The 23,802-nt window shown below is 36.0% G+C and carries 26 protein-coding genes and 1 pseudogene; 19 read left to right on the top strand and 8 right to left on the bottom strand.

Translation table 11 applies throughout. The features are described 5' to 3' along the window. Positions 1-42: 42 nt before the first annotated feature. The 5 genes from AC4BD1_RS10030 to AC4BD1_RS10010 all read right to left on the bottom strand — a co-directional run bounded on the left by AC4BD1_RS10030 (position 43) and on the right by AC4BD1_RS10010 (position 3,715). On the bottom strand, positions 43-897 hold the full coding sequence (locus AC4BD1_RS10030) for a helix-turn-helix domain-containing protein (protein ID WP_490485558.1): 855 nt from the start codon (positions 895-897) through the stop codon (positions 43-45). Positions 898-1,003: 106 nt separating this feature from the next. Further along, positions 1,004-1,492, bottom strand: coding sequence for a hypothetical protein (locus AC4BD1_RS10025; RefSeq protein ID WP_490485557.1), 489 nt, complete (start codon positions 1,490-1,492; stop codon positions 1,004-1,006). A 228-nt stretch (positions 1,493-1,720) separates the two neighbouring features. Further along, positions 1,721-1,906, bottom strand: a complete 186-nt coding sequence (locus AC4BD1_RS10020; protein ID WP_490486029.1) for a DUF7006 family protein — start codon at positions 1,904-1,906, stop codon at positions 1,721-1,723. A 134-nt stretch (positions 1,907-2,040) separates the two neighbouring features. After that, entirely contained in the window at positions 2,041-3,057 is a 1,017-nt protein-coding gene (locus AC4BD1_RS10015; RefSeq protein WP_490485556.1) for a hypothetical protein, read from the bottom strand. Between the two features lie 562 nt (positions 3,058-3,619). After that, positions 3,620-3,715, bottom strand: a complete 96-nt coding sequence (locus AC4BD1_RS10010) for a type I toxin-antitoxin system Fst family toxin (RefSeq protein ID WP_206907268.1) — start codon at positions 3,713-3,715, stop codon at positions 3,620-3,622. 382 nt (positions 3,716-4,097) lie between these two features. Here AC4BD1_RS10010 and AC4BD1_RS10005 point away from each other — a divergent pair, with 382 nt between their 5' ends. Beyond that, the gene (locus AC4BD1_RS10005; protein ID WP_490485555.1) at positions 4,098-4,712 is read left to right on the top strand and encodes a hypothetical protein; all 615 of its coding nucleotides are present in this window, start codon (positions 4,098-4,100) and stop codon (positions 4,710-4,712) included. 15 nt (positions 4,713-4,727) lie between these two features. Further along, on the top strand, positions 4,728-5,198 hold the full coding sequence (locus AC4BD1_RS10000) for a hypothetical protein (protein WP_242589832.1): 471 nt from the start codon (positions 4,728-4,730) through the stop codon (positions 5,196-5,198). A 71-nt stretch (positions 5,199-5,269) separates the two neighbouring features. On the opposite strand, the pseudogene AC4BD1_RS09995 reads toward AC4BD1_RS10000, so the two are convergent. Together AC4BD1_RS09995 and AC4BD1_RS09990 are read right to left on the bottom strand one after the other, a co-directional pair. Further along, a pseudogene (locus AC4BD1_RS09995) lies at positions 5,270-5,614 on the bottom strand (helix-turn-helix domain-containing protein); the annotation flags it as partial. Positions 5,615-5,725: 111 nt separating this feature from the next. Further along, entirely contained in the window at positions 5,726-6,172 is a 447-nt protein-coding gene (locus AC4BD1_RS09990; protein ID WP_490466417.1) for a MerR family transcriptional regulator, read from the bottom strand. Positions 6,173-6,314: 142 nt separating this feature from the next. Between AC4BD1_RS09990 and AC4BD1_RS09985 the strand changes: the two genes are divergently transcribed. From AC4BD1_RS09985 to AC4BD1_RS09975, 3 genes are all read left to right on the top strand, one after another. Further along, positions 6,315-6,455 (top strand): hypothetical protein, encoded by a 141-nt coding sequence (locus tag AC4BD1_RS09985; RefSeq protein ID WP_490466416.1) that lies wholly within the window; start codon positions 6,315-6,317, stop codon positions 6,453-6,455. Between the two features lie 25 nt (positions 6,456-6,480). Further along, the gene (locus AC4BD1_RS09980; protein WP_206907261.1) at positions 6,481-7,050 is read left to right on the top strand and encodes a DapH/DapD/GlmU-related protein; all 570 of its coding nucleotides are present in this window, start codon (positions 6,481-6,483) and stop codon (positions 7,048-7,050) included. Between the two features lie 66 nt (positions 7,051-7,116). Then, positions 7,117-7,854 carry an SDR family oxidoreductase gene (locus tag AC4BD1_RS09975; RefSeq protein ID WP_490466415.1) on the top strand — a complete coding sequence of 246 codons (738 nt, stop codon included), beginning with the start codon at positions 7,117-7,119 and terminating at the stop codon, positions 7,852-7,854. An 848-nt stretch (positions 7,855-8,702) separates the two neighbouring features. Here the strand turns inward: AC4BD1_RS09975 and AC4BD1_RS09970 are convergent. After that, on the bottom strand, positions 8,703-9,434 hold the full coding sequence (locus tag AC4BD1_RS09970; RefSeq protein WP_490466414.1) for an SDR family oxidoreductase: 732 nt from the start codon (positions 9,432-9,434) through the stop codon (positions 8,703-8,705). A gap of 74 nt (positions 9,435-9,508) precedes the next feature. On the opposite strand from AC4BD1_RS09970, the gene AC4BD1_RS09965 reads away from it, so the two are divergent. From AC4BD1_RS09965 to AC4BD1_RS09900, 14 genes are all read left to right on the top strand, one after another. Beyond that, entirely contained in the window at positions 9,509-9,967 is a 459-nt protein-coding gene (locus tag AC4BD1_RS09965) for a MerR family transcriptional regulator (protein WP_206907255.1), read from the top strand. 36 nt (positions 9,968-10,003) lie between these two features. Further along, entirely contained in the window at positions 10,004-10,330 is a 327-nt protein-coding gene (locus AC4BD1_RS09960) for a nucleotide pyrophosphohydrolase (RefSeq protein WP_490466413.1), read from the top strand. A gap of 95 nt (positions 10,331-10,425) precedes the next feature. Then, positions 10,426-11,172: a class A sortase gene (locus AC4BD1_RS09955; protein ID WP_490466412.1), complete on the top strand. Its 747-nt coding sequence runs from the start codon at positions 10,426-10,428 to the stop codon at positions 11,170-11,172. A gap of 280 nt (positions 11,173-11,452) precedes the next feature. Continuing rightward, on the top strand, positions 11,453-12,301 hold the full coding sequence (gene licT / locus AC4BD1_RS09950; protein WP_490466411.1) for a BglG family transcription antiterminator LicT: 849 nt from the start codon (positions 11,453-11,455) through the stop codon (positions 12,299-12,301). 125 nt (positions 12,302-12,426) lie between these two features. After that, positions 12,427-14,286, top strand: a complete 1,860-nt coding sequence (locus AC4BD1_RS09945; protein WP_490485554.1) for a beta-glucoside-specific PTS transporter subunit IIABC — start codon at positions 12,427-12,429, stop codon at positions 14,284-14,286. 22 nt (positions 14,287-14,308) lie between these two features. Next, a complete protein-coding gene (locus tag AC4BD1_RS09940; RefSeq protein ID WP_206907370.1) occupies positions 14,309-15,751 on the top strand; it encodes a glycoside hydrolase family 1 protein in 1,443 nt (480 codons plus the stop codon). A gap of 201 nt (positions 15,752-15,952) precedes the next feature. Further along, the gene (locus tag AC4BD1_RS09935) at positions 15,953-16,654 is read left to right on the top strand and encodes a GntR family transcriptional regulator (protein ID WP_206907245.1); all 702 of its coding nucleotides are present in this window, start codon (positions 15,953-15,955) and stop codon (positions 16,652-16,654) included. A 182-nt stretch (positions 16,655-16,836) separates the two neighbouring features. Further along, positions 16,837-18,180 (top strand): PTS sugar transporter subunit IIC, encoded by a 1,344-nt coding sequence (locus tag AC4BD1_RS09930; protein ID WP_206907244.1) that lies wholly within the window; start codon positions 16,837-16,839, stop codon positions 18,178-18,180. 70 nt (positions 18,181-18,250) lie between these two features. Continuing rightward, the gene (locus AC4BD1_RS09925; RefSeq protein WP_206907241.1) at positions 18,251-18,514 is read left to right on the top strand and encodes a hypothetical protein; all 264 of its coding nucleotides are present in this window, start codon (positions 18,251-18,253) and stop codon (positions 18,512-18,514) included. Beyond that, the gene (locus AC4BD1_RS09920; protein ID WP_490485553.1) at positions 18,511-19,599 is read left to right on the top strand and encodes a DUF871 domain-containing protein; all 1,089 of its coding nucleotides are present in this window, start codon (positions 18,511-18,513) and stop codon (positions 19,597-19,599) included. The genes AC4BD1_RS09925 and AC4BD1_RS09920 overlap by 4 nt, the downstream gene beginning before the upstream one ends. A gap of 9 nt (positions 19,600-19,608) precedes the next feature. Then, positions 19,609-20,721, top strand: coding sequence for an amidohydrolase/deacetylase family metallohydrolase (locus AC4BD1_RS09915; protein ID WP_490466408.1), 1,113 nt, complete (start codon positions 19,609-19,611; stop codon positions 20,719-20,721). Then, the gene (locus AC4BD1_RS09910) at positions 20,705-21,799 is read left to right on the top strand and encodes a DgaE family pyridoxal phosphate-dependent ammonia lyase (protein WP_206907235.1); all 1,095 of its coding nucleotides are present in this window, start codon (positions 20,705-20,707) and stop codon (positions 21,797-21,799) included. The genes AC4BD1_RS09915 and AC4BD1_RS09910 overlap by 17 nt, the downstream gene beginning before the upstream one ends. A gap of 25 nt (positions 21,800-21,824) precedes the next feature. After that, entirely contained in the window at positions 21,825-22,565 is a 741-nt protein-coding gene (dagF, locus tag AC4BD1_RS09905; protein ID WP_490466407.1) for a 2-dehydro-3-deoxy-phosphogluconate aldolase, read from the top strand. 10 nt (positions 22,566-22,575) lie between these two features. Next, positions 22,576-23,583, top strand: a complete 1,008-nt coding sequence (locus tag AC4BD1_RS09900) for a sugar kinase (RefSeq protein WP_490486028.1) — start codon at positions 22,576-22,578, stop codon at positions 23,581-23,583. Positions 23,584-23,802: the final 219 nt, after the last annotated feature.

Genomic DNA, 23,802 nt, shown 5'->3' with positions numbered 1-23,802 from the left:
CGTTTTATAAAAGTAATTTCCCCCAAGGTATCCAACTACTGATTAACTCAATGATTTCAATTCGTTGGCAATTGAAAGATGACCATAAGTGGATAAAATAGAAAGGACATTCTGGCATTCTTCGTTAGCACGATCCGAATGTCCATTTTTCTTGATTAGTAGTAGATTTTCGAAGTAGCTAGTAATGATTTGGTGGATAAAGTTCTTATAATCAGCACATAAAATTTTTAATTGATAGGTGAGTACTTCGGCATAATCGTAATATCTCATACGTATCGATTGGCTGATCAAATTCACTAACATGGAACAAAAGATTTCTCGACCTTTATCATACTCCATGTATAAAGTAAGTGATTTTGATATATTTTTAAATAGAGGAAAATGGGCTGAAAAATCTAAAAATTCGATTGTATTTCCAAAAAATTGAATCTCACGCAAGGTCCAAGATTCGATGCCTACTAAATAGGATTGAATCGTGTTTCGGTCATCTTCTAGTGTCTCTGTTCCGTCAAAGATACCCGTGCGATTAAATTTTTCTATCGCTTTGATTCGACAGCGAATTTCTGCAAAACGCACACGACTAATTGTGTCCCTTCCCTGTGAAAGGGTCTGTAACATTTTTTTGAGCGACACAAGGTCATGGCTATTTGAGTAGTTTGACATGTTGTAAATATAATCGGCATATTCATTCAGAAGATATCCTTTGTTGATAAATAAGAATTCATCAATATCCATTGAAAGACGGTCCAAAATATCAATCAGAAGAACGACCGAGATATTGTTTTCTCCTTTTTCAAATGATATCGCATAAGATTTGGAGATAATATTTGCATAAACCTCTTTTTGAGAAAACCCTTTGCTCTTTCTGATTTCCCTTACTCTTGGTCCAAAATTCATATTAGACTCCTTTTCCATATTTAAACTAAGTTTTCTATTGATTTTATCATAAATATTAAATTTTATTAAAGAATACTGACTCAAGATCTGTATACTTGGAAAACAGTTAGTATTTTTTTATGAAAGAAACATGATTAACAGAAATGCCGTCCAGTCGTAAGCTACATGGACAGCGTAACCCCCGTCCATACAGGGTTGCCAATGTAAAAGAAATACGTGCTGCACCAATGATCAATAGACATTGTAAGATATTCCAGTCATAGGTAGGTAAATGCAGTAGAGCAAAGACTAAAGTTGAAATAGTTATACCAACGATCACCGCCTTTTTAGTTCCTCCCATGAGATTTGCAATGATAATCAAAATGACCATAGTTAATAATTCTTCACCTAAAAGCATGGGTAGTGTTTGAAGCAGAAAGGGTACAGACAGTTGATCAATGACTTTATTTGGTGCAGTAGGCGCATGAAGGATATGTTGTACAACTGTTGACATTAGAACAGCAAGTATTGTTGCCACTAAGTAACCGAACACAAATGTACTAAAAAATTTTTGTGGTTTTTGGAACGCATTCATTACTCCTTCACTACCAAACAATGCGAATAATCCAATAAGTCCTCCGAGGAAAACTGATACGGAACCGAGTAGGGACTCCAGAGGTTAAAGTGACAAAGCCTATTGTCAAAGTAAAAAGTGAGATAACCACGCCATAGTGGTTTATATTAGTTAGAAAAAGTTTATTCATAAATTTGTTTCTCCTTTTCAAATACCGTTAAAATTTATTCGTTCATATTATTAATTGGGGAGAGTTCTTTTTTATATATTTTAAAGAAATAATCTTGAAGGATACTTGCTTGATGTACCCACCATGTCCAGGAGTTCTTTATAGTAACTGGAGCTATCTATTTCTGAAATTTTTATGATCTCCCATTCGGGTAAGTTGAAAATATTATCATTTATCAAACTCATAAGAATTTGAAGCTTTGCATCGATAGTGACTAGTTGTTTAATCGTTTAGGGTATAGACTTCGTTAAAGTATAAAACTGCTCCTTTAAATTCTTGTAATAAGAATGAACAAGCGGATGGTTATTTTCTTCAAAAAATCGATCAAATAAATTGAAATATGATTCTGGATCTTGCATTCTCATAAGTTACCTCCCTTTCTTTTATCACGTTTATTTACAAGTAATCCGATAGCTAGGAAAGAAATCAGAATACCTAAAATTGAAGTAAGACTACTGAAGAGAACTTCTTTTAAACCAAAGCCAGTTTTTGGTAGTAATTTTCTGTTTGTATAAGTATCTGCGAAAGCTTTTTCGTCATTTGGAATAGCAGAGCTGCTTTCTTCAGTATTCTTTTCAAAATCCTTAGGCAGTTGAAGCTTAGTCAATTTTGAACTATTAGAAAGATGAGTGAGTGCCCCAGATAAAGCAGGCACTTTTTGTTCAGTCAAAGTAGATACTTTATCAGGTTCAACCGGTAGTTCAGGTAGAGCAGGCACTTTTTGTTCAGTCAAAGTAGATACTTTATCAGGTTCAACCGGTAGTTCAGGTAGAGCAGGCACTTTTTGTTCAGTCAAAGTAGATACTTTATTAGGTTCAACCGGTAGTTCAGGTAGAGCAAGCACTTTTTGTTCAGTCAAAGTAGGCACTTTAGTAGGTTCAACCGGTAGTTCAGGTAAAGCAGGCACTTTTTGTTCAGTCAAAGTAGGCACTTTATTAGGTTCAACCGGTAGTTCAGGTAAAGCAGGCACTTTTTGTTCAGTCAAAGTAGGCACTTTAGTAGGTTCAACCGGTAGTTCAGGTAGAGCAGGCACTTTTTGTTCAGTCAAAGTAGGCACTTTAGTAGGTTCAACCGGTAGTTCAGGTAAAGTATGTGTATTGTCAATCTTGGTCGAATGAATAGTATCAAATGAAGGTTCTGAAATTACTGGGGTTCCATCAATTAGGTACCATTTATCACCGTCTTGGTAAACTTGTGTTCCGTTCGTTAGGTAAAAATGACTAGTATCTTCATTTATAACAGTTCCGTTAGCTAATGCTCTCTTTTGGTCAGATACAACTGATTCTGTAGAAGCAACAGATTCTTGAGCGAAGATAGCTTGTGTACTTACCAAGAAAAACGAAAGAACTAATAATGCATTAATTGTTACTTTTTTCATGTCTCTTTCTCCTTATACAGTTAAAATTTATTAATTAATAAAACCAAATATGTTAATCATAAAAAACTCAATATTATCAAAAAAAATACCATTAGTACCCAACACATTTTATAGCTCCTTACCTTCAATCTTGTTTACAATTAGTAGTATACGAGGATATCAGAAAAAAAAATCTTTGGTATACTATATAGGACTTTTTTGGATATCAATGAATTGAGATAAAGTGTTTAATGAAAAGAAAGGATCAAAAACTTAAAAGTTTTTGATCCTTTTTTTATTCTTCACTTCACAGCACTTTCAGGGGCTCAATTAATTAGGTCAGAAAGTCATATACTCTTGGAGACAACAGAGTATACTTGGATGATCAAAAGACAAATTGAATATAGATTACTAATTGTATATGGACATTTAAGTTGAGCATTTAAATTATTGATGCTATATTATAGTTACGAAATGAGATAAGCTATACACGAATAGCACAAAAGCCAACCCTATTGCGAGTAGGATTGGCTTTCTTTATGTTCGTTGCGACTCCGAACATGTGGGTTAGAGACAACTTGCTTTAGTTATCGTCTTTCTCGTCTAGCCAGTGAGAAACCAGTTCGCTGACCAGTCCAACAAAAATTGGTGCGATAACCAATGAGATAAGCTTTTTCACGAAAAACACCCCCAATCAGGGGCAAATTGCCAAAAAAATTATACCATTAAAAAAGTCTGGTATAAAAGAAACTCAGAGAATTACTTTTAACTTACACTTATGCTCTAGATCGGTTAAAATTTGTAATCAATAAATTAGATGAAACCTAAAAAAATAATGCAGATAAAAAAGTTCAACAGGATATACTCTGTTGAACTTTAACTCTACCTGAGATTTAAACGAATTGCAGGTCGGTCTTTTGAGCTAGGTATTAAAAGGAGAATAGTTGTTAGTAAAGCAATGCACTTATGTTTATAAAATAACTATTTATGAAAATAAATGTATACAAAATAATCTATGTGTGTAAATATGTATATTACAAATAAATAAAAAGAAAATCTTAATGATGAATAACTCACTTAACGAAAGTAATCGCTATAAAAATGTGTGGCTTTGGTATTTGTTACTAATGATAGGTACATTGTCGTTATTGTTTTATCCTACAATGGTAGCAAAAGCAGATGTTCAAGAACCTCTTACATTAGATACAAAAATATTAAATAAAGAAGATTTACCTTCTAATGTTCCCATAGAAAAAACACTGGAAAATATAACTAAACAAAATAGTAGGACTGTAGAAACAGGTATTTTAGAGTCTCAAAACGATGATCGATCATTAAGAGGAACAACTGTTGTTGGAGCCAACATTATTCGTATGAGTGGAACAACCTGCCAATTATATATTTCTTGGGCTGGAACAGATTCAATCAATATTTGGCGTGCGAATAATATAAAAGCGACGAATCTGAATTTGATCGGTCCAGTAACATATCTAAATATGAATAACTATTATAAGACAACAACTGCTAGTCCAGTTGGAACTAGCTATGTAGGAACGATGTCCATTCCTACTGGTGAAACTAAAGCTAAAGTTTATGCAACAAACTTACAAGCTTATTACCTTAGCTATGGATGGAGATCAGGTATAATTAATAATGGAACTGTAGTTATTAATTAGTGAGAGGAGAAAGCTTTGAGAAATTTTTCCGAGTTACTAAAAAAGTACCAAGATGCATTTATATATACTGATAAGCGAGAAAAAACAAGTGATATTTTGAAAAAACTTGTTGACGTAGAAGAAAAATCAATTGACTTTCTTTCGCAAAAACGGATTAAGTTATTAGAAGAAAATATAGTAAATTCAATATATTTTGATGAATCAAATAAGACTTCAGTAAAATTGTTATTTGTGATTCACAATGAAAAGAGTAAAAAATATTACCAACATCCATACTTTATTCAAAGTGTCACAGATCCATTATTGAAAGACGAGAGAATATATGTTTTTTATGATGAATCGGTGGGCATTCTTGAAACGAATAGTAGTCTTTTAGCTTTAGATGTTAGAATACTTACGGGTATTTCCAAAAAGAATGTTGAAAAAGAAGATTTAATTTTTAAAGATTACATTTCTGCTTTTGAGCAGAAATGTGATTTAACTTAATTCATATTGATAGTTTTTTTATTATTTTTAATAAAAATCAAGTTAAAAATTCAGTGTGGTATAGATAACTATTAAATTACAATATCCTGTTTTATTCGATAAACTGTCTGTCTAGTAACATTGTAATCTTTCGCAATTCTTGAAATCGCAATTCCTTCATTTAAATCCTTAACGATGTTTTCATAAACTAAGCGTCGTTGAGGATTTTTTGTGTTTGCACTATATAACTTAGGACGTCCCTTGTAAACACCGTTGGCTTTCGCAAGCTTAATGCCTTGTGCCTGACGTCGTTTAGATTCGGTACGCTCTTGTTCAGCAATCATAGACAAGATTTGAATGATTAAATCTTTAATGAATTTATCTAGTAGTGGATTACCAATTGCTTCAGCCATGATTGGTAAACTTGTGATGATTAGCTACACCTTTTTCTTTTTAAATGGTAAAAATTTATCACTTAATAGTAAAATACCTTTTACTAAGGAATCTATATTGATTTTCATAGTTTATAAAGTTATTTCATACATAATTCAAATAGAGAATGTATGTGAATTTTCATAATATCTTTTTATTTTTTTAGGTAATTTTTCAGGAACTTGTTGTTCGACTAAATCCTCAGATCCTGTTTTAATCGCTTCGTCATAATACCATTGCTTGTATTTGACCATGTTTAATATTTTATTGAGATCAGTAATTTTTTCTTCAATAATTTTTTCTTGCTTTTCAAATAATTCTTTGCGTATTTGATACGTTTTACTTCCTTGTTTGCACCATACAAAAAATTGTTTCATTTCTTTAATTTCTAAACCAGATTTTTTGAGACATTCGATCACTCGTAAGATCTCTAATTCATTATCTGAAAACTTACGTATTCCTGAAATTCTTTGAAGATCAGGAAAAAATCCTTCTTTATCATAGTATCGTAAGGTAGAAATAGGTAAATGGAACATTCTTGATACTTCTCCAATAGTATACATAACTCATTTCCTTTCTTATATCTTTTTGCTTGACCTGAAGCTAACTTGAGGTATTAGTATAGTAACATAAAAATATTTTTGAACCAATTAAGCCATAGAAAGGACTTGATAAATAATTGAGAGGGAGATTATAGTAACGGAAATGTACGAATGGAATAATGGTGTGAACATTCCTGAATTAGGTTTTGGTGTTTACCGAGTTAGTGATTTAAAAGAATGTGAGAATTCTGTCTTTGAGGCTATTAAAACTGGTTATCGTTTATTAGATACAGCAAGTGCATAAAGTAAAGATAAAAGGAGGGAGCAAAATGACAAGTGCCATCGAAAAACAAATCGTTAATAAAGAGATTCGAGTGACAGATCCACTTTTTGAAGTGATCCATCAGATTCAAGCGGAAAACGAAGAGCCTTTAGCAGCGCTGAATACTGGGTACCATGAACCAGCAGATATCCGCAAACGGCTAGAAAAAATCATTAGTGATAAAGTAGATGATACGGTGACTGTTCTGTTGCCTTTTTATACAGACTTCGGCAAACATATTAGTATAGGAAAAAATGTCTTTATCAATCGTCAAGCGATGATCGTCGACTTGGGTGGTATCTGTTTAGAAGATTCAGTATTGATTGGTCCTCGTGTCAATCTCATCACGGTAAACCATCTAACTGATCCAACAGAACGAAGAGGCTTGTCAGTAAAGCCAATCCACATCAAGAAAAATGCTTGGATCGGAGCAGGAGCAACTGTTTTGCCAGGCGTAACAATTGGCGAGAATGCCATTGTTGCAGCAAATGCAACTGTTACGAAAGATGTCCCAGACAATACCATCGTTGCAGGAATCCCTGCCAAAATCGTCAAATCTGTCGAACGGATTATTTGAACAGTAAGATGAAATAAAGGATAGTGAGTATAAGCAAAAGATTTTTCAAAACAGGAGGAGAATAGAATGAATGATTTATCAGAAAAAGTGATTATCATCATGGGCGCTTCAAGCGGAATCGGTGAAGCAACAACGAAGCTGTTAGCAGAAAAAGGAGCTAAACTAGTTATAGCTGCACGCCGAGAAGATCGTTTAAAAGCAATAAAAGAATCTTTACCAGATGCAGAGCTATATATTCAAGCAGCAGATGTAAGAGATTTTGCACAAGTCCAAGCAGTTATCGATTTAGCGATGGAAAAGTTCGGTCGAATCGATGTATTGTACAATAATGCAGGAATCATGCCAACCGCTCCATTAGTTGAAGGCCACCGTGATGAATGGCAAAATATGCTTGATATCAACATCATGGGTGTGTTAAATGGAATTTCCGCCGTACTTCCAATCATGGAAAAACAAAAATCTGGGCATATCATTTCAACTGATTCTGTGGCAGGACATGTTGTTTATCCTGATTCCGCTGTTTATTGTGGGACAAAATTTGCTGTCCGTGCAATCATGGAAGGATTACGTCAAGAGCAACGGCAAAATAACATCAAATCTACGATTATCTCTCCAGGAGCTGTTCAAACTGAATTATATCAAACCATTAGCGACAAAAAGGCTGCTCTTGAACTTCATGAAGCACAAAAAGAATGGGGATTGACAGCCAAAGATATAGCTTCTGCTGTAGCATTTGCGATAGAAACGCCAGACCGGATGTCCGTCAGCAACATGATTATCCGTCCGACGACACAAGAAGTATAATCCATAACGGATGATCTTCAGAGAGAATTACTTGTTAAATAGTTATTCAAATGACCATCAATTTAAGCCTTGAATGAAGAATATTCTTCTCCATTCAAGGTTTTTTATGGCTCATTGTCAAATGATGTTAGGAATGCGAATTATAAACAATATAGCTTGTAAAGAAAGGAGGAACGTATAAATGAAAAAAAGATAAGATCAATACTACTTACGGATGCAAATGATGAAGAATCGATGAGTACGTTAGCCAAATTCCCCAAATTAATGTTTGAGTATCAAATTACGGAAGAAGACATTTTCAACTATAAAGAGCAACAACGAACTGAAAAATTCCTAACTCACATGATTTACAGCAGACGTTCACAAAAATGGGGCTATCGAGTGGCAGTGTTAAAGAGTGAAATAACCGAGCAAAGCTCGTTGACTAAAGGAATAAGGGGGTCTGTAATTAATAAAGTTATTTCACTACTAAAATATTTTTGGTATTGTAAAAAACTCCTCTGCAATCTACATAGAGAAGTCATTTAACTGAGTTTTTTCAGCCATATATTACAAATGATAAAAAAATTATATGAAGACAAAAGAGACATGAATCGACTATAAGAGCTAAAAAATAACCATCTGGCACTTTGACCGGCGCGTAGATAGTTAAACGTTTATTTATATCAAAGTCACTGTCTTTTTAACAGTTCATCATAGGAACTATGCTCTCGTATTCAACAAAAACTAGGCTACCAATCACCGATTGACTATCGGAAATCAGCAACCTAGGAAAATGTTTTTTTATTACTGTCTCACAACTTTAGATCAGTTCCCAAATGGTTCCGACTTTTTTAGTATCAGAATGATTAGCCATCTTGGCGTGTTGCCGCAATGTCAATTTCTCTAATATTCACTTCTTGAGGCATATCATAAATAAATTTAACTACTTCTGCGACATGGGCAGGGTCAAGGGTAATTCCTCCCATTGTTTCTTTCCATGCTTGATAATCTGACAAAGCATTAGTATCTGTAACATGAGTTAATAACTCTGTTTCAGCAGCACCAGGGGCAACCAAACTTACACGAACATTATCTTTTGAAACTTCTTCGCGAATGGTTTCGCTTAAACCATGGACACCAAATTTTGAGGCAACATAAGCGGCATGGTTTATAAAAGTTTTACGTCCAGCTAAGGAAGACATATTGATGATCGTACCGTGTTTTCTTTCAACCATATCTGCTAATACAGCTTGCATACCATTTAACACCCCTAAAACATTTGTGTCCATCATCGTTTTCCATTCCAATGGAGACTGTGACTGAACATTTCCTAATAACATCACACCAGCGTTATTTACTAATAAATCAGTCTTTCCAAATTTTTCTTCTGCTAAGGCAATACTGGCTTTGAAAGCTTGCGCATCGGTTACATCGACAGAGTCGACAAGGATTTGATCAAAATCAAGCGGTAAAGCATAAATTTTTTCTGTACGGCGACCTAATAATAACATGGGATAGTTTTCTTTATTAAATAGTTTAGCGATTTCTGCTCCAAAACCTGAACTTGCTCCAGTAATCACGATTAAAGGTTTATTCATTTCATTTCCTACTTTCTTCTGTTAAGATAAACGTAGTATACAACTTGGAGTTAGCTCCAAGTCAAGGAGGAAAAATGAAAACTTATACAATTGGTGAAATTGCAGAAAAGTATCAATTATCAACAGATACCTTACGCTATTATGATAAAGAAGGTTTGTTACCATTCGTGAAGAAAAATTCCGCGGGGAGACGTGTATTTACCGAAGATGATTTAGGATACTTGAATGTCATTGAGTGCTTAAAAAAATCGGCTATTCCAGTAAAGGATATCGCAACATTTATGGAGTGGTGTATGCAAGGCGATGGAACTCTACCTGATCGTTACGCCTTCATTGTCGAACAAGAGACGATTTTAGAAGCAAAAATCCAAGTATTAGAAGCTAATTTGGCCTTTTTGCGTTGGAAGAAATGGTATTATCAAAAAGCAAATGAAGTTGGAACAGAAACAATTTTTTTTGAACCAGGAACAAGACAAGTCAGCGAAAAATGGCATCAAGAATATGAAGATCAATTATCAAAGACTGTCTACTAAATAAACTTAGTGATAAAAAGAAAGCAGGTTTGACAGATGAACAGTATGGAAAAAGTAAATAAATTTCGTGATGATCGGAATTGGCGACAATTTCATAACGAAAAAGATTTAGCGATTTCGATTTCTTTGGAAGCTTCAGAACTATTGGAACTTTTTCAATGGAAGCAACCTGAGGAAGTCACAGCAAATCAAGTGGAACGAATCAAAGAAGAACTAGCAGATGTCTTGATCTATTCGTACATGCTAGCAGACAATCTCGATTTTGATTTGGAGGAGATCATTGAAGAAAAGTTAATCAAAAATAATATCAAATATCCTGTCGAAAAGAGTGTAGGCAAGCGCGAAAAATACACGGAACTATAAAGAAAATGGACAATAATCTATGATTGAATGATAGACAGAAGTAGGTATATCCATTAAAATGAAGAAAATATGGTGTGGGAAGAGGAGGTCGTAAAATGACGACTGACAAAAACACGAATAAAGAGAAAAAGGGCAACCGAGTGAGACGATGGCTGATGAATTTGCTTTTGTTGTTACTCTTGCTAGTAGGAATTGCTCTGATTTTTAATGAACAAATCAAAGACTTTTTTGTGAAGAATACTGGGGATCAATACGCGATAGCCAATGTAACGAAAGAAGATTTACAAAAAAATAATGAGCGAGAAACAACCTTTGACTTTGATGCAGTTGAACCAATGAGTTCTGAACGAGTGATCCGGGCAGAGGCCAGCTCAGAAAGTAAGGACCTGCCAGTGATTGCTAGTGTGGCAGTTCCATCTGTGTCAATTAACTTGCCGATTTTTAAGGGCCTTTCAAACACAGCATTATTGTATGGTGCAGGAACTTTATCACCTGATCAACAAATGGGAAAAGGAAATTATGCATTGGCTAGTCATCGCTCCACGAATCCAGAGTTGTTGTTCACTCCTTTAGAAAATCTTTCAATGGGTGCAACGATCTATTTGACTGATTTAGAAAATGTGTACACGTATAAAGCTTTTTTCAAAGAAAAAGTGGCACCAACACAAACCGAGTTATTAGATGTAGTGGATGGTAAAGAAATCGTGACCTTGATTACTTGTGGGGATAACAATGCAGTAACTCGTTTAGTTGTACAAGGAGCATTGGAAAAAGTAACGCCAATGAAAGATGCAACGGATGAAATGGAACAAGCTTTTCATTTAGAAACAAAAACTTTTTAGTACAAAATCTACTCAAAGTGTGTGCGTTGAAGGAAAATAGAAAAGTTTAAAAACTGAGAGCGCATGTTCTCGGTTTTTTTGTTTAATCGTTGTCAACGTTTAACAATAGAAGAAAGTCAAAATAAAAAATTGAAAGGGATTGCAAAGAGGAGGAGAAAGTGTTATCATAAATTCAGTTAAGGAATGGATTGTTACTGCTCGGCAGGCAAAACCAGAATTCAGCTGTGGATTGACAGGCGAATTCTAGGTTTTTTTTATTTTTTGGAAAGGAGAAGACGAGATGATTATTGAAAAAGTACTGAATAATAATGTCGTCATTTCGAAAAATGAATTAGGTGAAGAAATAGTCTATATGGGCAAAGGATTGGCATTTCAAAAGAAGCCTGGCGATTCGATTTCATCTGAAGCAATCCAAAAAGAGTTTGTACTCAAAGATTCTTTTTCCAGAAGCCAGTTTCAACAGCTAATGGCTGACATTCCTTCTGAAGAAGTCGAATTAGTCAAACAAATAGTTGACTTAGCAGAGGAAAAATTGGCTGTGAACTTTTCATCGAATATTTATTTAACACTAACGGATCATGTTCATTACGCGATGGGGCGGGCAAAAGAAAAAGTCCAATTACCAAATCCGTTATTATTTGAAACAAAAAAGTTTTATCCTAAAGAGTATCAGGTTGCTAAAGAAGCCTTGTATTTTCTTGAAGAAAAAACTGGTATTGAATTTCCTGAAGATGAAGCGGGATTTATCGCTTTTCATTTTGTGAATAGCCAGCAAGGAAATGGTGATATGCAAGTGACGATGACTGCGACAACCATGGTACGTGATATCTTAAGCATTATTAGTAAATTTTTTGGTGTTGTTTTTGATGAAGAATCATTGAACTATCAACGAATCATTACACATCTACAATTTTTTGCACAGCGTTATCTAAAAGGTGAAAATTCTGACGAAAAAGATGAGTTTCTTTATGCATTAGTTCAGGGAAAATATCCCCAAGCCTTCCGTTGTGTGCAACGAATCAATGATTATTTGGTTCATACGCAACAACAAGAAATGGAAGTTGCAGAGCAAATCTATTTGACGATTCATATCCAACGTGTAGTGAATGAAAAACAGATCCAATCATAAGGGTTGTTACTGTCAGGCAGGCAAAACCTAGATTGAAAATATGGACACGAGCAAACAATTCGTGACCGTTTTTTCAATCTAGGTTTTTTATTTTATCAAAATTTAGTAGAAAGAAGGAAGAAAAGATGGATAACAAAGCAGTTGGCAAACGTGTATGGGAAGCAGTCGGGGGGCAAAAAAACGTCAATAGTCTGGTCCACTGTGCCACACGATTACGTTTTAAATTGAAAGATGAATCGATTGCAGACACAGAAAAATTAAAGGGTGACCCGGATGTGATCCAAGTTGTTCAAAGTGGTGGTCAGTACCAAGTTGTGATTGGCAGTAATGTAGCTGATGTCTATCAAGCAATTGTGGATGAAGAAGGTTTAGCGGATCAGGTAGCAAAAGAAGAAAAATCTGGGAATATTTTAAGTAAGTTTATTGATATTATTTCAAGTATTTTTACACCGTTTTTAGGTGCGATGGCAGCAGCAGGGGTTTTAAAAGGATTTCTATCTTTGGCAACCGTTCTCGGCTGGTTAGCTGCAGAGAGTGGAGCTTATCAGATTTTATTTGCAGCTGCAGATGGCGTCTTCACGTTTTTACCAGTAATGCTGGCTTTTACAGCGGCTAAAAAATTCAAAACAAATCAGTTTTTAGCAGTAGCTATTGCGATGGCATTGGTGTATCCAGCAATCACGGCGGCAGCTGGTGCAGGAACAGCATTAGATTTCTTTGGAATTTCGGTTATTTTATCTCCCTCTGGTTATACCTCTTCTGTTATCCCAATTATCTTGGCTGTTTGGGTGCAAAGTAAATTTGAACCACTTGTGAAAAAAATCATTCCCCAATTTTTGCAAATGATTTTAGTTCCTTTAATCATTTTGTTAGTTATGGTTCCTTTGACTTTCTTAGCTTTAGGGCCGATTGGAACAGTTGCTGGGAATGCACTGGGTAGTCTATTCAATTCGATTTATGGTTTTAGTCCGATTGTGGCTGGTTTGATTATGGGAAGTTTTTGGCAAGTCTTTGTTATGTTTGGGATGCATTGGGGATTTGTACCAATCATGTTCTTGAATATTGATCAATTTGGTTATGATATTTTGATGCCGATGTTATTGCCAGCTGTTTTGGCACAAGGTGGTGCCGCATTAGCTGTGGCGGTTCGCTCAAAAGATAGTAAATTACGTTCACTAGGTATTTCATCAACAATCACTGCGTTGTTTGGGATTACAGAACCCACTGTATATGGTGTAACCTTACCATTGAAAAAACCATTTATCGTCGCTTGTGTCTCTGGAGGTATTGGTGGGGCATTGATTGGTTTTGCAGGTGTAAAATCTTTTGCTAGTGGCTTAGTCAGCTTATTAACGATTCCGTCATTCATTAGTACGATTGCTGGTGTAGAATCCAATGTAACGATGGCAATCATTGCAACAGGAATTTCTTTCATTCTTGCATTTTTAGGAACTTTGTTGGTTGGATTTGAAGATCCTGCAGAAGAAACAAAGAAAATGGAAGCGACAGCCGGAGAAACACTTTCTTCTGGTCGTCATAATCTAAAGAGCCCATTGACAGGAAAAGTGTTACCATTAAGTGAGGTAGCTGATCAGGTCTTTTCATCCGGTGCGATGGGAAAAGGAATCGCGATTGAACCAGAAAAAGGAGAACTTCTTGCGCCAGCAGATGGTGAAATCACTACGATTTTTCCAACTGGTCATGCGGTTGGCTTGACAACGACTGATGGTATTGAAATATTGATGCATATTGGAATGGATACAGTGGAATTAAATGGTGCTGGTTTTGAAACGTTTGTGAAGCAAGGGGACCAAGTGAAAGCGGGGGACTTATTAGTAAAATTTGATATTGACGCGATTCGTGCTGCGGGTTACAGTACCGTAACACCAATTGTGATTACGAATACCGATCAATTTACTGATGTTTTGGAACTGGATCAAGAAGAAATTATCTCAACTGAAGATTTTTTAGCAATTGTAAAATAAAGATATTAGGGGGATACAAATGATGACAACACGTTTTCCAAAAGAATTTTTATGGGGCGGCGCAACAGCTGCGAATCAATTAGAAGGTGCTTTTGATCGTGATGGCAAGGGCTTATCCGTTGCTGATGCAATGCCGGGCGGAAAGCAAAGATTTGCGATTATTGGTAGTGAAGACTTTGATTGGACGATGGATGAAGAAAAATATATTTACCCAAATCATCGAGGAATCGAACATTACGATCATTTTAAAGATGATATTGCTTTATTTGCAGAAATGAATTTCAAATGTTATCGTTTCTCGATTGCTTGGTCACGAATTTTCCCTCAAGGAGACGAGTTGACGCCAAATGAAGCCGGGTTACGTTTTTATGATCAGTTGATTGATGAATGTTTGAAGTATGGTATTGAGCCTGTAATCACGATTTCTCATTATGAAATGCCGTTGAACTTAGCCAAAAAATATGGTGGTTGGAAAAATCGCGAATTGATTACTTTTTACGAACGATTTGCAGAAACAGTCTTGACTCGTTACCATGAAAAAGTAAAATACTGGATGACGTTCAATGAAATCAATTCAGCTTTTCACTTTCCTGCTTTAAGCCAAGGACTTGTTAAAAGTAATGGGGCAGCAGATTATCAAAATATTTTCCAAGCGTGGCACAATCAATTTGTTGCTAGCAGTAAAGCAGTTAAGCTTGCTCATGAATTACGTTCAGACATTGAAGTTGGGTGCATGATTATTTATGCTACTACTTATAGTATTGATTCGAACCCAGTGAACCAGGTGGCAACAATGATCCAAAATCAAGAATTTAATTTCTTTTGTACGGATGTGCAAGTTCGTGGAGAATATCCTGCATATACCTCTCGAACTTATGCAAAATATGGTGTTGATGCTAGCCTTTTAGAACAAACAGTGGAAGACTTTGAGTTGTTGAAACAATATCCTGTCGATTATATTGGCTTTAGCTACTATATGTCTAGTGCAGTTGATGAAGTTAGTCCAGAAGCAGACACATCAATTGGTAATTTATTAGGTGGAGTCAAAAATCCATTCTTGGAAGCAAGTGAGTGGGGATGGCAAATTGATCCAGATGGTCTTCGAATTGCATTGAACGAGTTATATAATCGTTATGAAAAGCCATTGTTTATCGTAGAAAATGGCTTAGGTGCAATTGATGAAGTCAATCCCGATGGAACGATTGATGATGATTATCGAATTGATTATTTACGTCGACATATTGATGCAATGGCGGATGCAGTGGCAGATGGTGTTGATTTGATGGGCTATACCCCATGGGGCTGTATTGATTTGGTGAGTGCTTCTACTGGTGAAATGAGCAAGCGTTATGGATTTATCTATGTTGATCTTGATGATAATGGTGTTGGTACGCTGAATCGTTCGAAGAAAAAATCATTTGATTGGTATAAGGAAGTTATTAGAACGAATGGTGAAAGAGTATAAAGCTGTGAAAAGGTTGTGGTGTAAAACGCTTAGCTCTGAAAAGATAGCGAGCAGACACTTAAAAGAAAAACAAAATCACTACTTTCTATACAATAAAGAAGTCTGGGAAATCTACTAGATCCCAGACTTTTATGTTCTTCTTTTTGTATTTTATTTTTTATATGCTATTCTTTTACTAAGAGTAAAATAAAGGGTGAAACTATGAAGAGAACGCGGGTATTATACTTAGAAGTTGCAGACAAAATCAAAGCAGATATTTTCTCTGGAAGGTATCCTGTAGGTTCCATGCTACCGACAGAAAATGAACTAGAAGAAATGTTTCAGGTAAGTAAAATCACTGTGCGTAAGGCAATCGAATTGCTAGCTTCTGATGAATATGTGGAAAAGAAAAGTGGACGTGGTACAACAGTTTTAAGTAATCGTCCCTATAATCGTTTATCGAAAGCAGCAAGTTTTACACAAATTTTAGAAAATTCACAACACGAGGTACGCAAAGAAACATTAGAGCTTACTTCAATTGATCTAGCTGAGGAAGATCCGCTATTTTCTTCTTTTGGAAATCATGCGGTACGCTTCAAACGATTGTATTACCTCAATGAAAAACCATATATTTATTTTGTGCATTATTTACCAAAAACAGTCACTGAGCTAGACGAAAAAATGTTCCATCAAGAGTCTTTATATCGTTTGTTAACTCAAAAAGGTTATGCAATTGACCAATTTTCAGATGATTTCTCTGCGGTATTTTTAAGTGAAGAAGAACAAGCAATCTTGAAAACAAATGAACCGCTGGGAATGAAACGCATTAGGCGTTCATTGACAGAAGAAGGACAGCTAGTTGAGTACTCAGAAGCTATCTATCACACGGCTTTACATCCTTATCATATCGACTACGAAACATAAGTGTGTTGAAGCAAAAAAGCAAGGGATGTTATCCCCAAAAAAGAAAAAGTGGAATGTCAATCGTTTCACTTTTTCTTTTTTTTGAATTTTAAAAAGCGTTTACATTGCAAACGAGATGTGTTATTCTCTTTGTGTAAACATTATAATGTTATAACAACAAAAGGGACTAGAGGGGGAGCAACATGGATAAATTTGTAGGCATCATTGAGCAAAAAATTATGCCAGTAGCCAATCGAATTGGAACACAACGACACATGACTGCAATCAGAAAGGGAATCATCGCAACAATGCCATTAACGATTGTTGGTTCATTTTTCACTATTTTGTTAAATATTCCAATCGAATCAGTTGCTGCAATGATCGAACCATACCGAGAAATTTTAGACATTCCATTTCGCTATACTGTGGGGATCTTAGCATTATATGCAACTTTTGGGATTGCTTCATCATTAGCAAAAAGCTACAAAGTCGATTCATTAACAGCTGGAATTTTAGCACTAATGTCATTTTTGATTGTTGCAGCACCGCCAACACGTGTGTTTGAAGATGTAGATAGCGTGATTGGTGCAGGACGTTATATCAATATTGCTAATTTAGGCTCAGGTTCATTATTTGGTGCAATCGTAACTGCAATTATTTCTGTAGAAATTTATCGTTTCTTTATTGAAAAGAAAATTACCATCAAAATGCCAGATGGTGTGCCACCTGAAGTAACCAATTCATTTGTCGCTTTGATCCCAGGTGCGGTGATCTTGATTTTCTTCTGGGTCATTCGTCATATGTTAGGATTTGATTTGAATGGCTTCTTGAGTCAAATTTTGATGCCTTTAAAAGGGATTCTAGCTGGCAATAGCTTGTTTGGTGGTTTACTAACTGTTTTCTTAATCTGTTTCTTCTGGGTTTTAGGGATTCATGGTCCAGCAATCATGGGACCAGTTATCCGTCCATTTTGGGATATTTCAATTGCTGAAAACATTGATGCATTCAATGCTGGAGCAAGTGCACAAAACATGCCAAATATTTTCACAGAGCAATTTTTACAATGGTTCATTTGGATTGGTGGCGCTGGCACAACCCTTGCTTTAGTCGTGTTATTCATGTTCTCAAAATCAAAATATTTGAAGAGTTTAGGACGATTATCGATTCTTCCAGGGTTATTTAACATCAATGAACCAGTGATTTTCGGTGCGCCAATCGTGATGAATCCTGTTTTAGGTATCCCGTTTATCGTAGCACCATTGATTACCACGACTTTATCTTATGTCTTAACAATTAGTGGAGTTGTTCCAATGATGGTTGCACGCTTACCATTTGCGATGCCTGCCCCAATTGCTGCTTGGATGAGTACGAATTGGAGCGTAGCCGCAGGAGTCTTAGTAGTAGTGAACTTTTTCATTACGTTAGGAATCTACTATCCATTCTTTAAAGTATTTGAAAAACAACAGCTAGCAAGAGAAGCTGAAGAACATGCACAAGAACAAGCAACACAAGAAGTATTGAATACTGGAATCACGCAAGAACAATAAACAACGAAGGGCGGGATGCAGTCCTGCCCTTTATTCAATTGAATCAGCAAAAGTAAATGGTGGTGAAAAAATGGAACTGATTGTTGGCATAGTTGTGTTGATTGTTGCACATACTTATTTGGAAAAAAGAGGATTACCTCCAAAAATGGAGCAGATGAAATTACGTTATTTTCTAGTTATTGCAATCATTGGTATTTCAACTGTGATTATTTTGAGTGGGCTTTTTGCTAGTCTACATCAACTTGTAGGAATTGTGACCATTCTTTTTGCCACAAGTATTGCTTATAAGTACAGAAAAAAATTTGAAAAAATGGAACGAGGAGAAGAAGTATGAAAAGAGTTTTAGGTATTTCAGTTTATCCAGACCACAGTGACAGTGAAACAGATCGTGCTTATATTGAACTGGCGCATCGCTATGGTTTCCGTCGAATTTTTATGAGTATGTTAGAAATCAATGAAGAAAGTGAAATTGTCAAAGAAAAATTCAAAAATTTGATTTTTTTCGCCAAATCACTTGGGTATGAAACGATTTTAGATGTTGCACCAACGATTTTTGAACAGCTTGGTATTTCTTATGATGATTTGAGCTTTTTCCACGAATTAGGTGCGGATGGCATTCGTTTAGATCTGGGCTTCGATGGGAACAAGGAAGCAATGCTAACGTATAATCCTTATGAATTAGCAATCGAATTAAATATGAGTAATGACGTTGCTTACTTAGATAACATTTTGACTTATCAAGCAAATACACCATTCTTATATGGTTGTCATAATTTTTATCCTCAAGAGGGCACAGCTTTACCATTTGAATTTTTTGAAAAATGTAGCCAACGTTTTAAACGTCAAGGCATTCGCACAGCGGCATTCATTACTTCACAAGTTGGAGAAATTGGTCCTTGGGATATCAACGATGGGTTACCAACATTAGAAATGCATCGTCATCTACCTGTTGAAGTTGCTGCAAAACATTTATTTGCGACAGATTTGATTGATGATGTCATTATCGGAAATGCGTATGCTTCAGAAGAAGAGCTACAAGCTTTAGGTAAGATTGATCGTTATCAAAGTGTTTTTGCAATTGAATTTGTAGCAGAAGTTAATGAAGTAGAACGACAAATCGTATTGAATGAACAGCATGTTCGTCGGGGAGATATTACGAATCAAGTGATTCGTTCCACGGAAGTACGAAAAAAATATAAAAATAAAAGTAACCCTGTTCATGATGCAAGTTTTGAATTCCAAGTGGGGGATGTTGTGATTGGTAATGATCAGTTTGGCAAATACAAAAATGAACTACAAGTCGTTTTAGAGCCTCATAGTGATCCAAGAAAAAATAAAGTAGGTACAATTCGTGAGGAAGAGCTTATTTTATTGCCATTTATCCATCCTTGGTCAAAATTTAAATTTATTGAAAAGTAGGGTGTCGCCATGTTTGATTTAGTAATAAAAAATGCAAAAGAACTTAAAGGTCCTTCCTTTGAAATTGGTGTTGTAAATGGAAAAATCAGTCAAATTGCGCCCAAAATTACAGGAGAGTCAAAAGAAACATTGACCTTAACCTCACAGCAGTATTTATCGGCTGGTTGGATTGACGATCATGTACATTGTTTTGAAGAAATGACACTTTATTATGACTATCCAGATAAAATCGGTGTTGAAAAAGGTGTGACGACTGTTATTGACGCCGGAACAACTGGTGCAGAAAATATTGCAACGTTTTACAGGTATGCTAAGCAAGCAAAAACGAATGTTTATGCGTTGTTGAATATCTCTAAATGGGGAATCGTCACGCAAGATGAACTAGCTGACTTAAGTAAAGTGCAAGAAGCATTAGTAAAGAACAAAATCAATGAACTTCCTGAATTTATTGTTGGGATCAAGGCGCGAATGAGTAAAACCGTAGTAGGAAAAAATGGTATCACTCCATTAGATTTAGCCAAAAAAATCCAAAATGAGAATCAGCATTTACCTTTAATGGTTCATATTGGTTCAGCACCACCAGAATTAGCAGATGTTTTAGCCAGAATGGAAAAAGGAGATGTCTTGACTCACTGTTTCAATGGGAAAAGTAATGGTATCCTTGATTCAAAAACAAATGAAATCAAACGGATTGCCAAAGAAGCTTTTGCGAAAGGAATCATTTTTGATATTGGTCATGGGACAGATAGCTTTAATTTTCATGTGGCAGAAGTCGCGCAACAAGCAAACATCAAAGCGTCATCAATTAGTACGGATATCTATATTCGTAATCGGGAAAATGGACCAGTTTATGATTTAGCAACTACGATGGAAAAGTTACATGTCATTGGCTATTCTTGGGAAGAAATCATTGAAAAAGTAACAAAGATACCTGCGGAAAACTTTCACTTAGCAAATAAAGGTCAGTTAAAAGAAAAGTTTGACGCAGATCTAACGATTTTTGAATTTCTAGAAGAACCAAAAGTGTTAACAGATTCCAATGGTTTTACTCGGACGACGAATAGTCAAATCAAACCAGTCAAAACCATTATTGGAGGGGAAATTTATGACTGTCAGCTATGAAAAATTCCACTTAAAAGAAGTCATCAATGCTTCCGGCAAGATGACTATCTTAGGTGTATCAAAGGTTTCGGAAAAAGTGCTAGAAGCACAACGTTTTGGCGGTGAACACTTTTTTGAAATGAGTGAATTAGTGAAAGAAACAGGGAGCTACTTAGCTGGGTTACTTCAAGTCGAAGATACGCAAATCGTTTCGAGTGCTTCAGCTGGAATTGCACAATCAGTTGCTGGCATTATTGGGCAAGGAAGTACCTATCACGTGTACCATCCATATACTAAAAAAATTACTAAGCGAGAAATCATTTTACCTAAGGGCCATAATGTCGATTATGGTACTCCTGTTGAGGTGATGGTCGAACAAGGCGGTGGACAAGTTGTGGAGGCAGGCTATGCCAATATGTGTACACCTGACCATCTAGAAATGATGATTACTGAAGAAACAGCAGCAATTTTATATATCAAAAGCCATCATACTGTTCAAAAAAGTATGCTGAGTGTGCAAGAAGCTGTAGCGGTGGCACATCAACATAACCTTCCGTTAATTGTCGATGCAGCAGCAGAAGAAGATTTGTTTACTTACAGTCAATTGGGCGCTGACTTAGTGATTTATTCTGGCGCGAAAGCAATTGAAGGACCTAGTGCTGGCTTAGTGATTGGTAAGAAGACATATGTGGAGTGGGTTCGTTTACAAAGTAAAGGAATCGGACGAGCAATGAAAATCGGTAAAGATAACTTACTAGGCTTCACCCAAGCTGTTGAGGACTATTTACTTACAGGAAGTGAAACAGGAGAAGCAATGAAAGAAAGGTTAGTTCCTTTTGTTGAGGCGATGAACCAATTACCAAGCATTGAAGCGAAAATTGTACAGGACGGCGCTGGTCGAGATATTTATCGAGCAAGCATCAAAGTTTCAGGTGAAAAATCAGCTAAAGAAGTGATTACTGAATTGAAGGAAAAGGATCCTGCTATCTATACTCGGGAATATCAGGCAAACAATGGTGTGATCGAATTTGATATTCGTTCAGTAACTAATGCTGAGATGCTAAAAATCGTTACACGATTAACGGAAATTTTAAACTAAAACCAATTGATGAGGAGAATGAAGAATGTCACTTAGTCCAAATTATTTAGCCGATCGAATTTGTCTAAACGTTTTAGCAAACTCTGTCGAAAACGCAAAAGCATGTTATGAAGCAGCCAAGGGTCATATTGTTTTAGGCGTTCTTTCGAAAAATTATGAAACTGATGAAGCAGCGATTGCTGATATGAAGAAATACCAAGAAGCAACCAATAATGCTTTGTCTGTTGGCTTAGGTGCGGGTGATCCCAACCAAAGTCAAATGGTTTCAAGATTATCAGCTGTTTTGCAACCACAACATGTGAACCAAGTATTTACGGGGGTAGGTGCTTCACGAGCATTACTACAACAAGAAGAAACAGTTATAAATGGTCTCGTGTCACCGACTGGAAAAGTAGGCTATGTCAATATCGCAACTGGGCCATTAAGTGCACAAGCACCTGCAGCTGAAGTACCAATTGAAACAGCTATTCAGTTATTAAAAGATATGGGTGGGACATCCATTAAATATTTTCCTATGAAGGGGCTTACGCATAAAGAAGAATATCAAGCAGTCGCAAAAGCTTGTGCAACATTCGATTTTGCGTTGGAACCAACAGGAGGTATTGATTTAACGAATTTCGAAGAGATCGTGCAGATTGCCGTTGATGCTGGCGTGAAAAAAATTATTCCTCATGTTTATAGCTCAATTATTGATCCAGAAACAGGCGATACAAAAGTCGAAGATGTTGAAACGTTATTGGAAATGATGGAGAAGCTGGTGAAGTAAAGTGAAAAAAATGAAGATTGGTGCATATGGAGAAGTGATGTTACGCTTGACGCCCCCAGAACATTTGCAATTAGAACAAACACATACGTTGCGAATGGCATATACGGGAACAGGTGTGAATCTGGTTGGAAATTTAGCACATTTTGAAATAGAAAGCTATTTGTTGACGGCTTTACCAGACAATCGTTTAGGAAAAGCTGCATTAGCTAATTTAAAAAGTTTAGGTATTCAAACAGAATATATCATTCAACAACATCAACACATTGGTACGTACTTTGCAGAGATGGGATTCGGCGCAAGGCCAACTGAAGTTACTTACCAAAATCGGAAAAGCAGTTCGTTTAGTTTGTCTTCAATCGAAGCGTATGGTGTGAAGCGATTCATTGAACAAGTAGATATGGTTCATATCTGCGGAATTAGTCTGAGTTTGACTGAGATTACAGCGCAAACGGCGATTACGTTGGCAAAAGAAGCACATGCTGCAGGAAAAATCGTTTGTTTTGATTTCAATTTTCGCCCCAGTTTAAATCAAGAAGCAGGGAAAAAAGGACAAATGAAGCAGCGTTACGAAAAAATATTACCTTATTGTACGATTGTTTTTGGTTCGACCCGAGATCTGGTTGAGTTGATGCAATGGAAATCGAGCGTCTCCGTTACAGAAAGTGAACCTGCTTTTATCCAATCATTTTTAGCACATTATGACATTACATGGTTCGCTGGAACAAAACGTCAAGTGATTGATCATGAAAAATTTTTGAGTGGTTATTTGATGACGCCGACAGATACATTCGAATTACCTAAGCAACGATTGGAAGTTTTAGATCGAATTGGTGCTGGCGATGCGTATGCTGCGGGAATTCTACTTGGCTTTGCTGAAGGCTGGTCCTTGGAAGAAACTGTGGCATTTGCCATTGCTAATGCTCGACTTGCTCATGCAATCCAAGGAGATGTGCCGCTAACAACGCGAAAACAAGTCAAGCAATTACTGGAACATCCAGAAACAGACTTGATTCGTTAAGAAAAAGGTTGTGGCGCCAAGCGATCAGCTCCGAAAAAATAAAGAACAACTCTGAAAAAAATAGCCTTTCATATTTTGTAACAGTTGTGAATTATTACGAGGAGTAGTTTTGTGAACACCACCTATTCAAAAACAGGAGCTGTGACAAAAGGATTGTCACAGCTCCTGTTTTGCTATTGTTGATGCTAGTTTTTTATTTCAAGTGTTTGTATCAGCAAA

The sequence above is a fragment of the Enterococcus sp. DJ147D b genome (assembly GCF_058216655.1).
Note: the sequence above shows the minus strand (reverse complement) of the source record. Positions and strands in the feature narration are given on the sequence as shown.

Coding starts and splice junctions, on each gene's coding strand:
- AC4BD1_RS10030 (WP_490485558.1), bottom strand. CDS start 897: ATGAATTTTGGACCAAGAGTAAGGGAAATCAGAAAGAGCAAAGGGTTT.
- AC4BD1_RS09970 (WP_490466414.1), bottom strand. CDS start 9,434: ATGAATAAACCTTTAATCGTGATTACTGGAGCAAGTTCAGGTTTTGGA.
- AC4BD1_RS09925 (WP_206907241.1), top strand. CDS start 18,251: ATGGAACTGATTGTTGGCATAGTTGTGTTGATTGTTGCACATACTTAT.
- AC4BD1_RS09945 (WP_490485554.1), top strand. CDS start 12,427: ATGGATAACAAAGCAGTTGGCAAACGTGTATGGGAAGCAGTCGGGGGG.
- AC4BD1_RS09955 (WP_490466412.1), top strand. CDS start 10,426: ATGACGACTGACAAAAACACGAATAAAGAGAAAAAGGGCAACCGAGTG.
- AC4BD1_RS09930 (WP_206907244.1), top strand. CDS start 16,837: ATGGATAAATTTGTAGGCATCATTGAGCAAAAAATTATGCCAGTAGCC.
- AC4BD1_RS09940 (WP_206907370.1), top strand. CDS start 14,309: ATGACAACACGTTTTCCAAAAGAATTTTTATGGGGCGGCGCAACAGCT.
- AC4BD1_RS09980 (WP_206907261.1), top strand. CDS start 6,481: ATGACAAGTGCCATCGAAAAACAAATCGTTAATAAAGAGATTCGAGTG.
- AC4BD1_RS09985 (WP_490466416.1), top strand. CDS start 6,315: ATGTACGAATGGAATAATGGTGTGAACATTCCTGAATTAGGTTTTGGT.
- licT (WP_490466411.1), top strand. CDS start 11,453: ATGATTATTGAAAAAGTACTGAATAATAATGTCGTCATTTCGAAAAAT.
- AC4BD1_RS09915 (WP_490466408.1), top strand. CDS start 19,609: ATGTTTGATTTAGTAATAAAAAATGCAAAAGAACTTAAAGGTCCTTCC.
- dagF (WP_490466407.1), top strand. CDS start 21,825: ATGTCACTTAGTCCAAATTATTTAGCCGATCGAATTTGTCTAAACGTT.
- AC4BD1_RS10015 (WP_490485556.1), bottom strand. CDS start 3,057: ATGAAAAAAGTAACAATTAATGCATTATTAGTTCTTTCGTTTTTCTTG.
- AC4BD1_RS09965 (WP_206907255.1), top strand. CDS start 9,509: ATGAAAACTTATACAATTGGTGAAATTGCAGAAAAGTATCAATTATCA.
- AC4BD1_RS09920 (WP_490485553.1), top strand. CDS start 18,511: ATGAAAAGAGTTTTAGGTATTTCAGTTTATCCAGACCACAGTGACAGT.
- AC4BD1_RS09960 (WP_490466413.1), top strand. CDS start 10,004: ATGAACAGTATGGAAAAAGTAAATAAATTTCGTGATGATCGGAATTGG.
- AC4BD1_RS09935 (WP_206907245.1), top strand. CDS start 15,953: ATGAAGAGAACGCGGGTATTATACTTAGAAGTTGCAGACAAAATCAAA.
- AC4BD1_RS09900 (WP_490486028.1), top strand. CDS start 22,576: ATGAAGATTGGTGCATATGGAGAAGTGATGTTACGCTTGACGCCCCCA.
- AC4BD1_RS09990 (WP_490466417.1), bottom strand. CDS start 6,172: ATGTATACTATTGGAGAAGTATCAAGAATGTTCCATTTACCTATTTCT.
- AC4BD1_RS10005 (WP_490485555.1), top strand. CDS start 4,098: ATGATGAATAACTCACTTAACGAAAGTAATCGCTATAAAAATGTGTGG.
- AC4BD1_RS09910 (WP_206907235.1), top strand. CDS start 20,705: ATGACTGTCAGCTATGAAAAATTCCACTTAAAAGAAGTCATCAATGCT.
- AC4BD1_RS09975 (WP_490466415.1), top strand. CDS start 7,117: ATGAATGATTTATCAGAAAAAGTGATTATCATCATGGGCGCTTCAAGC.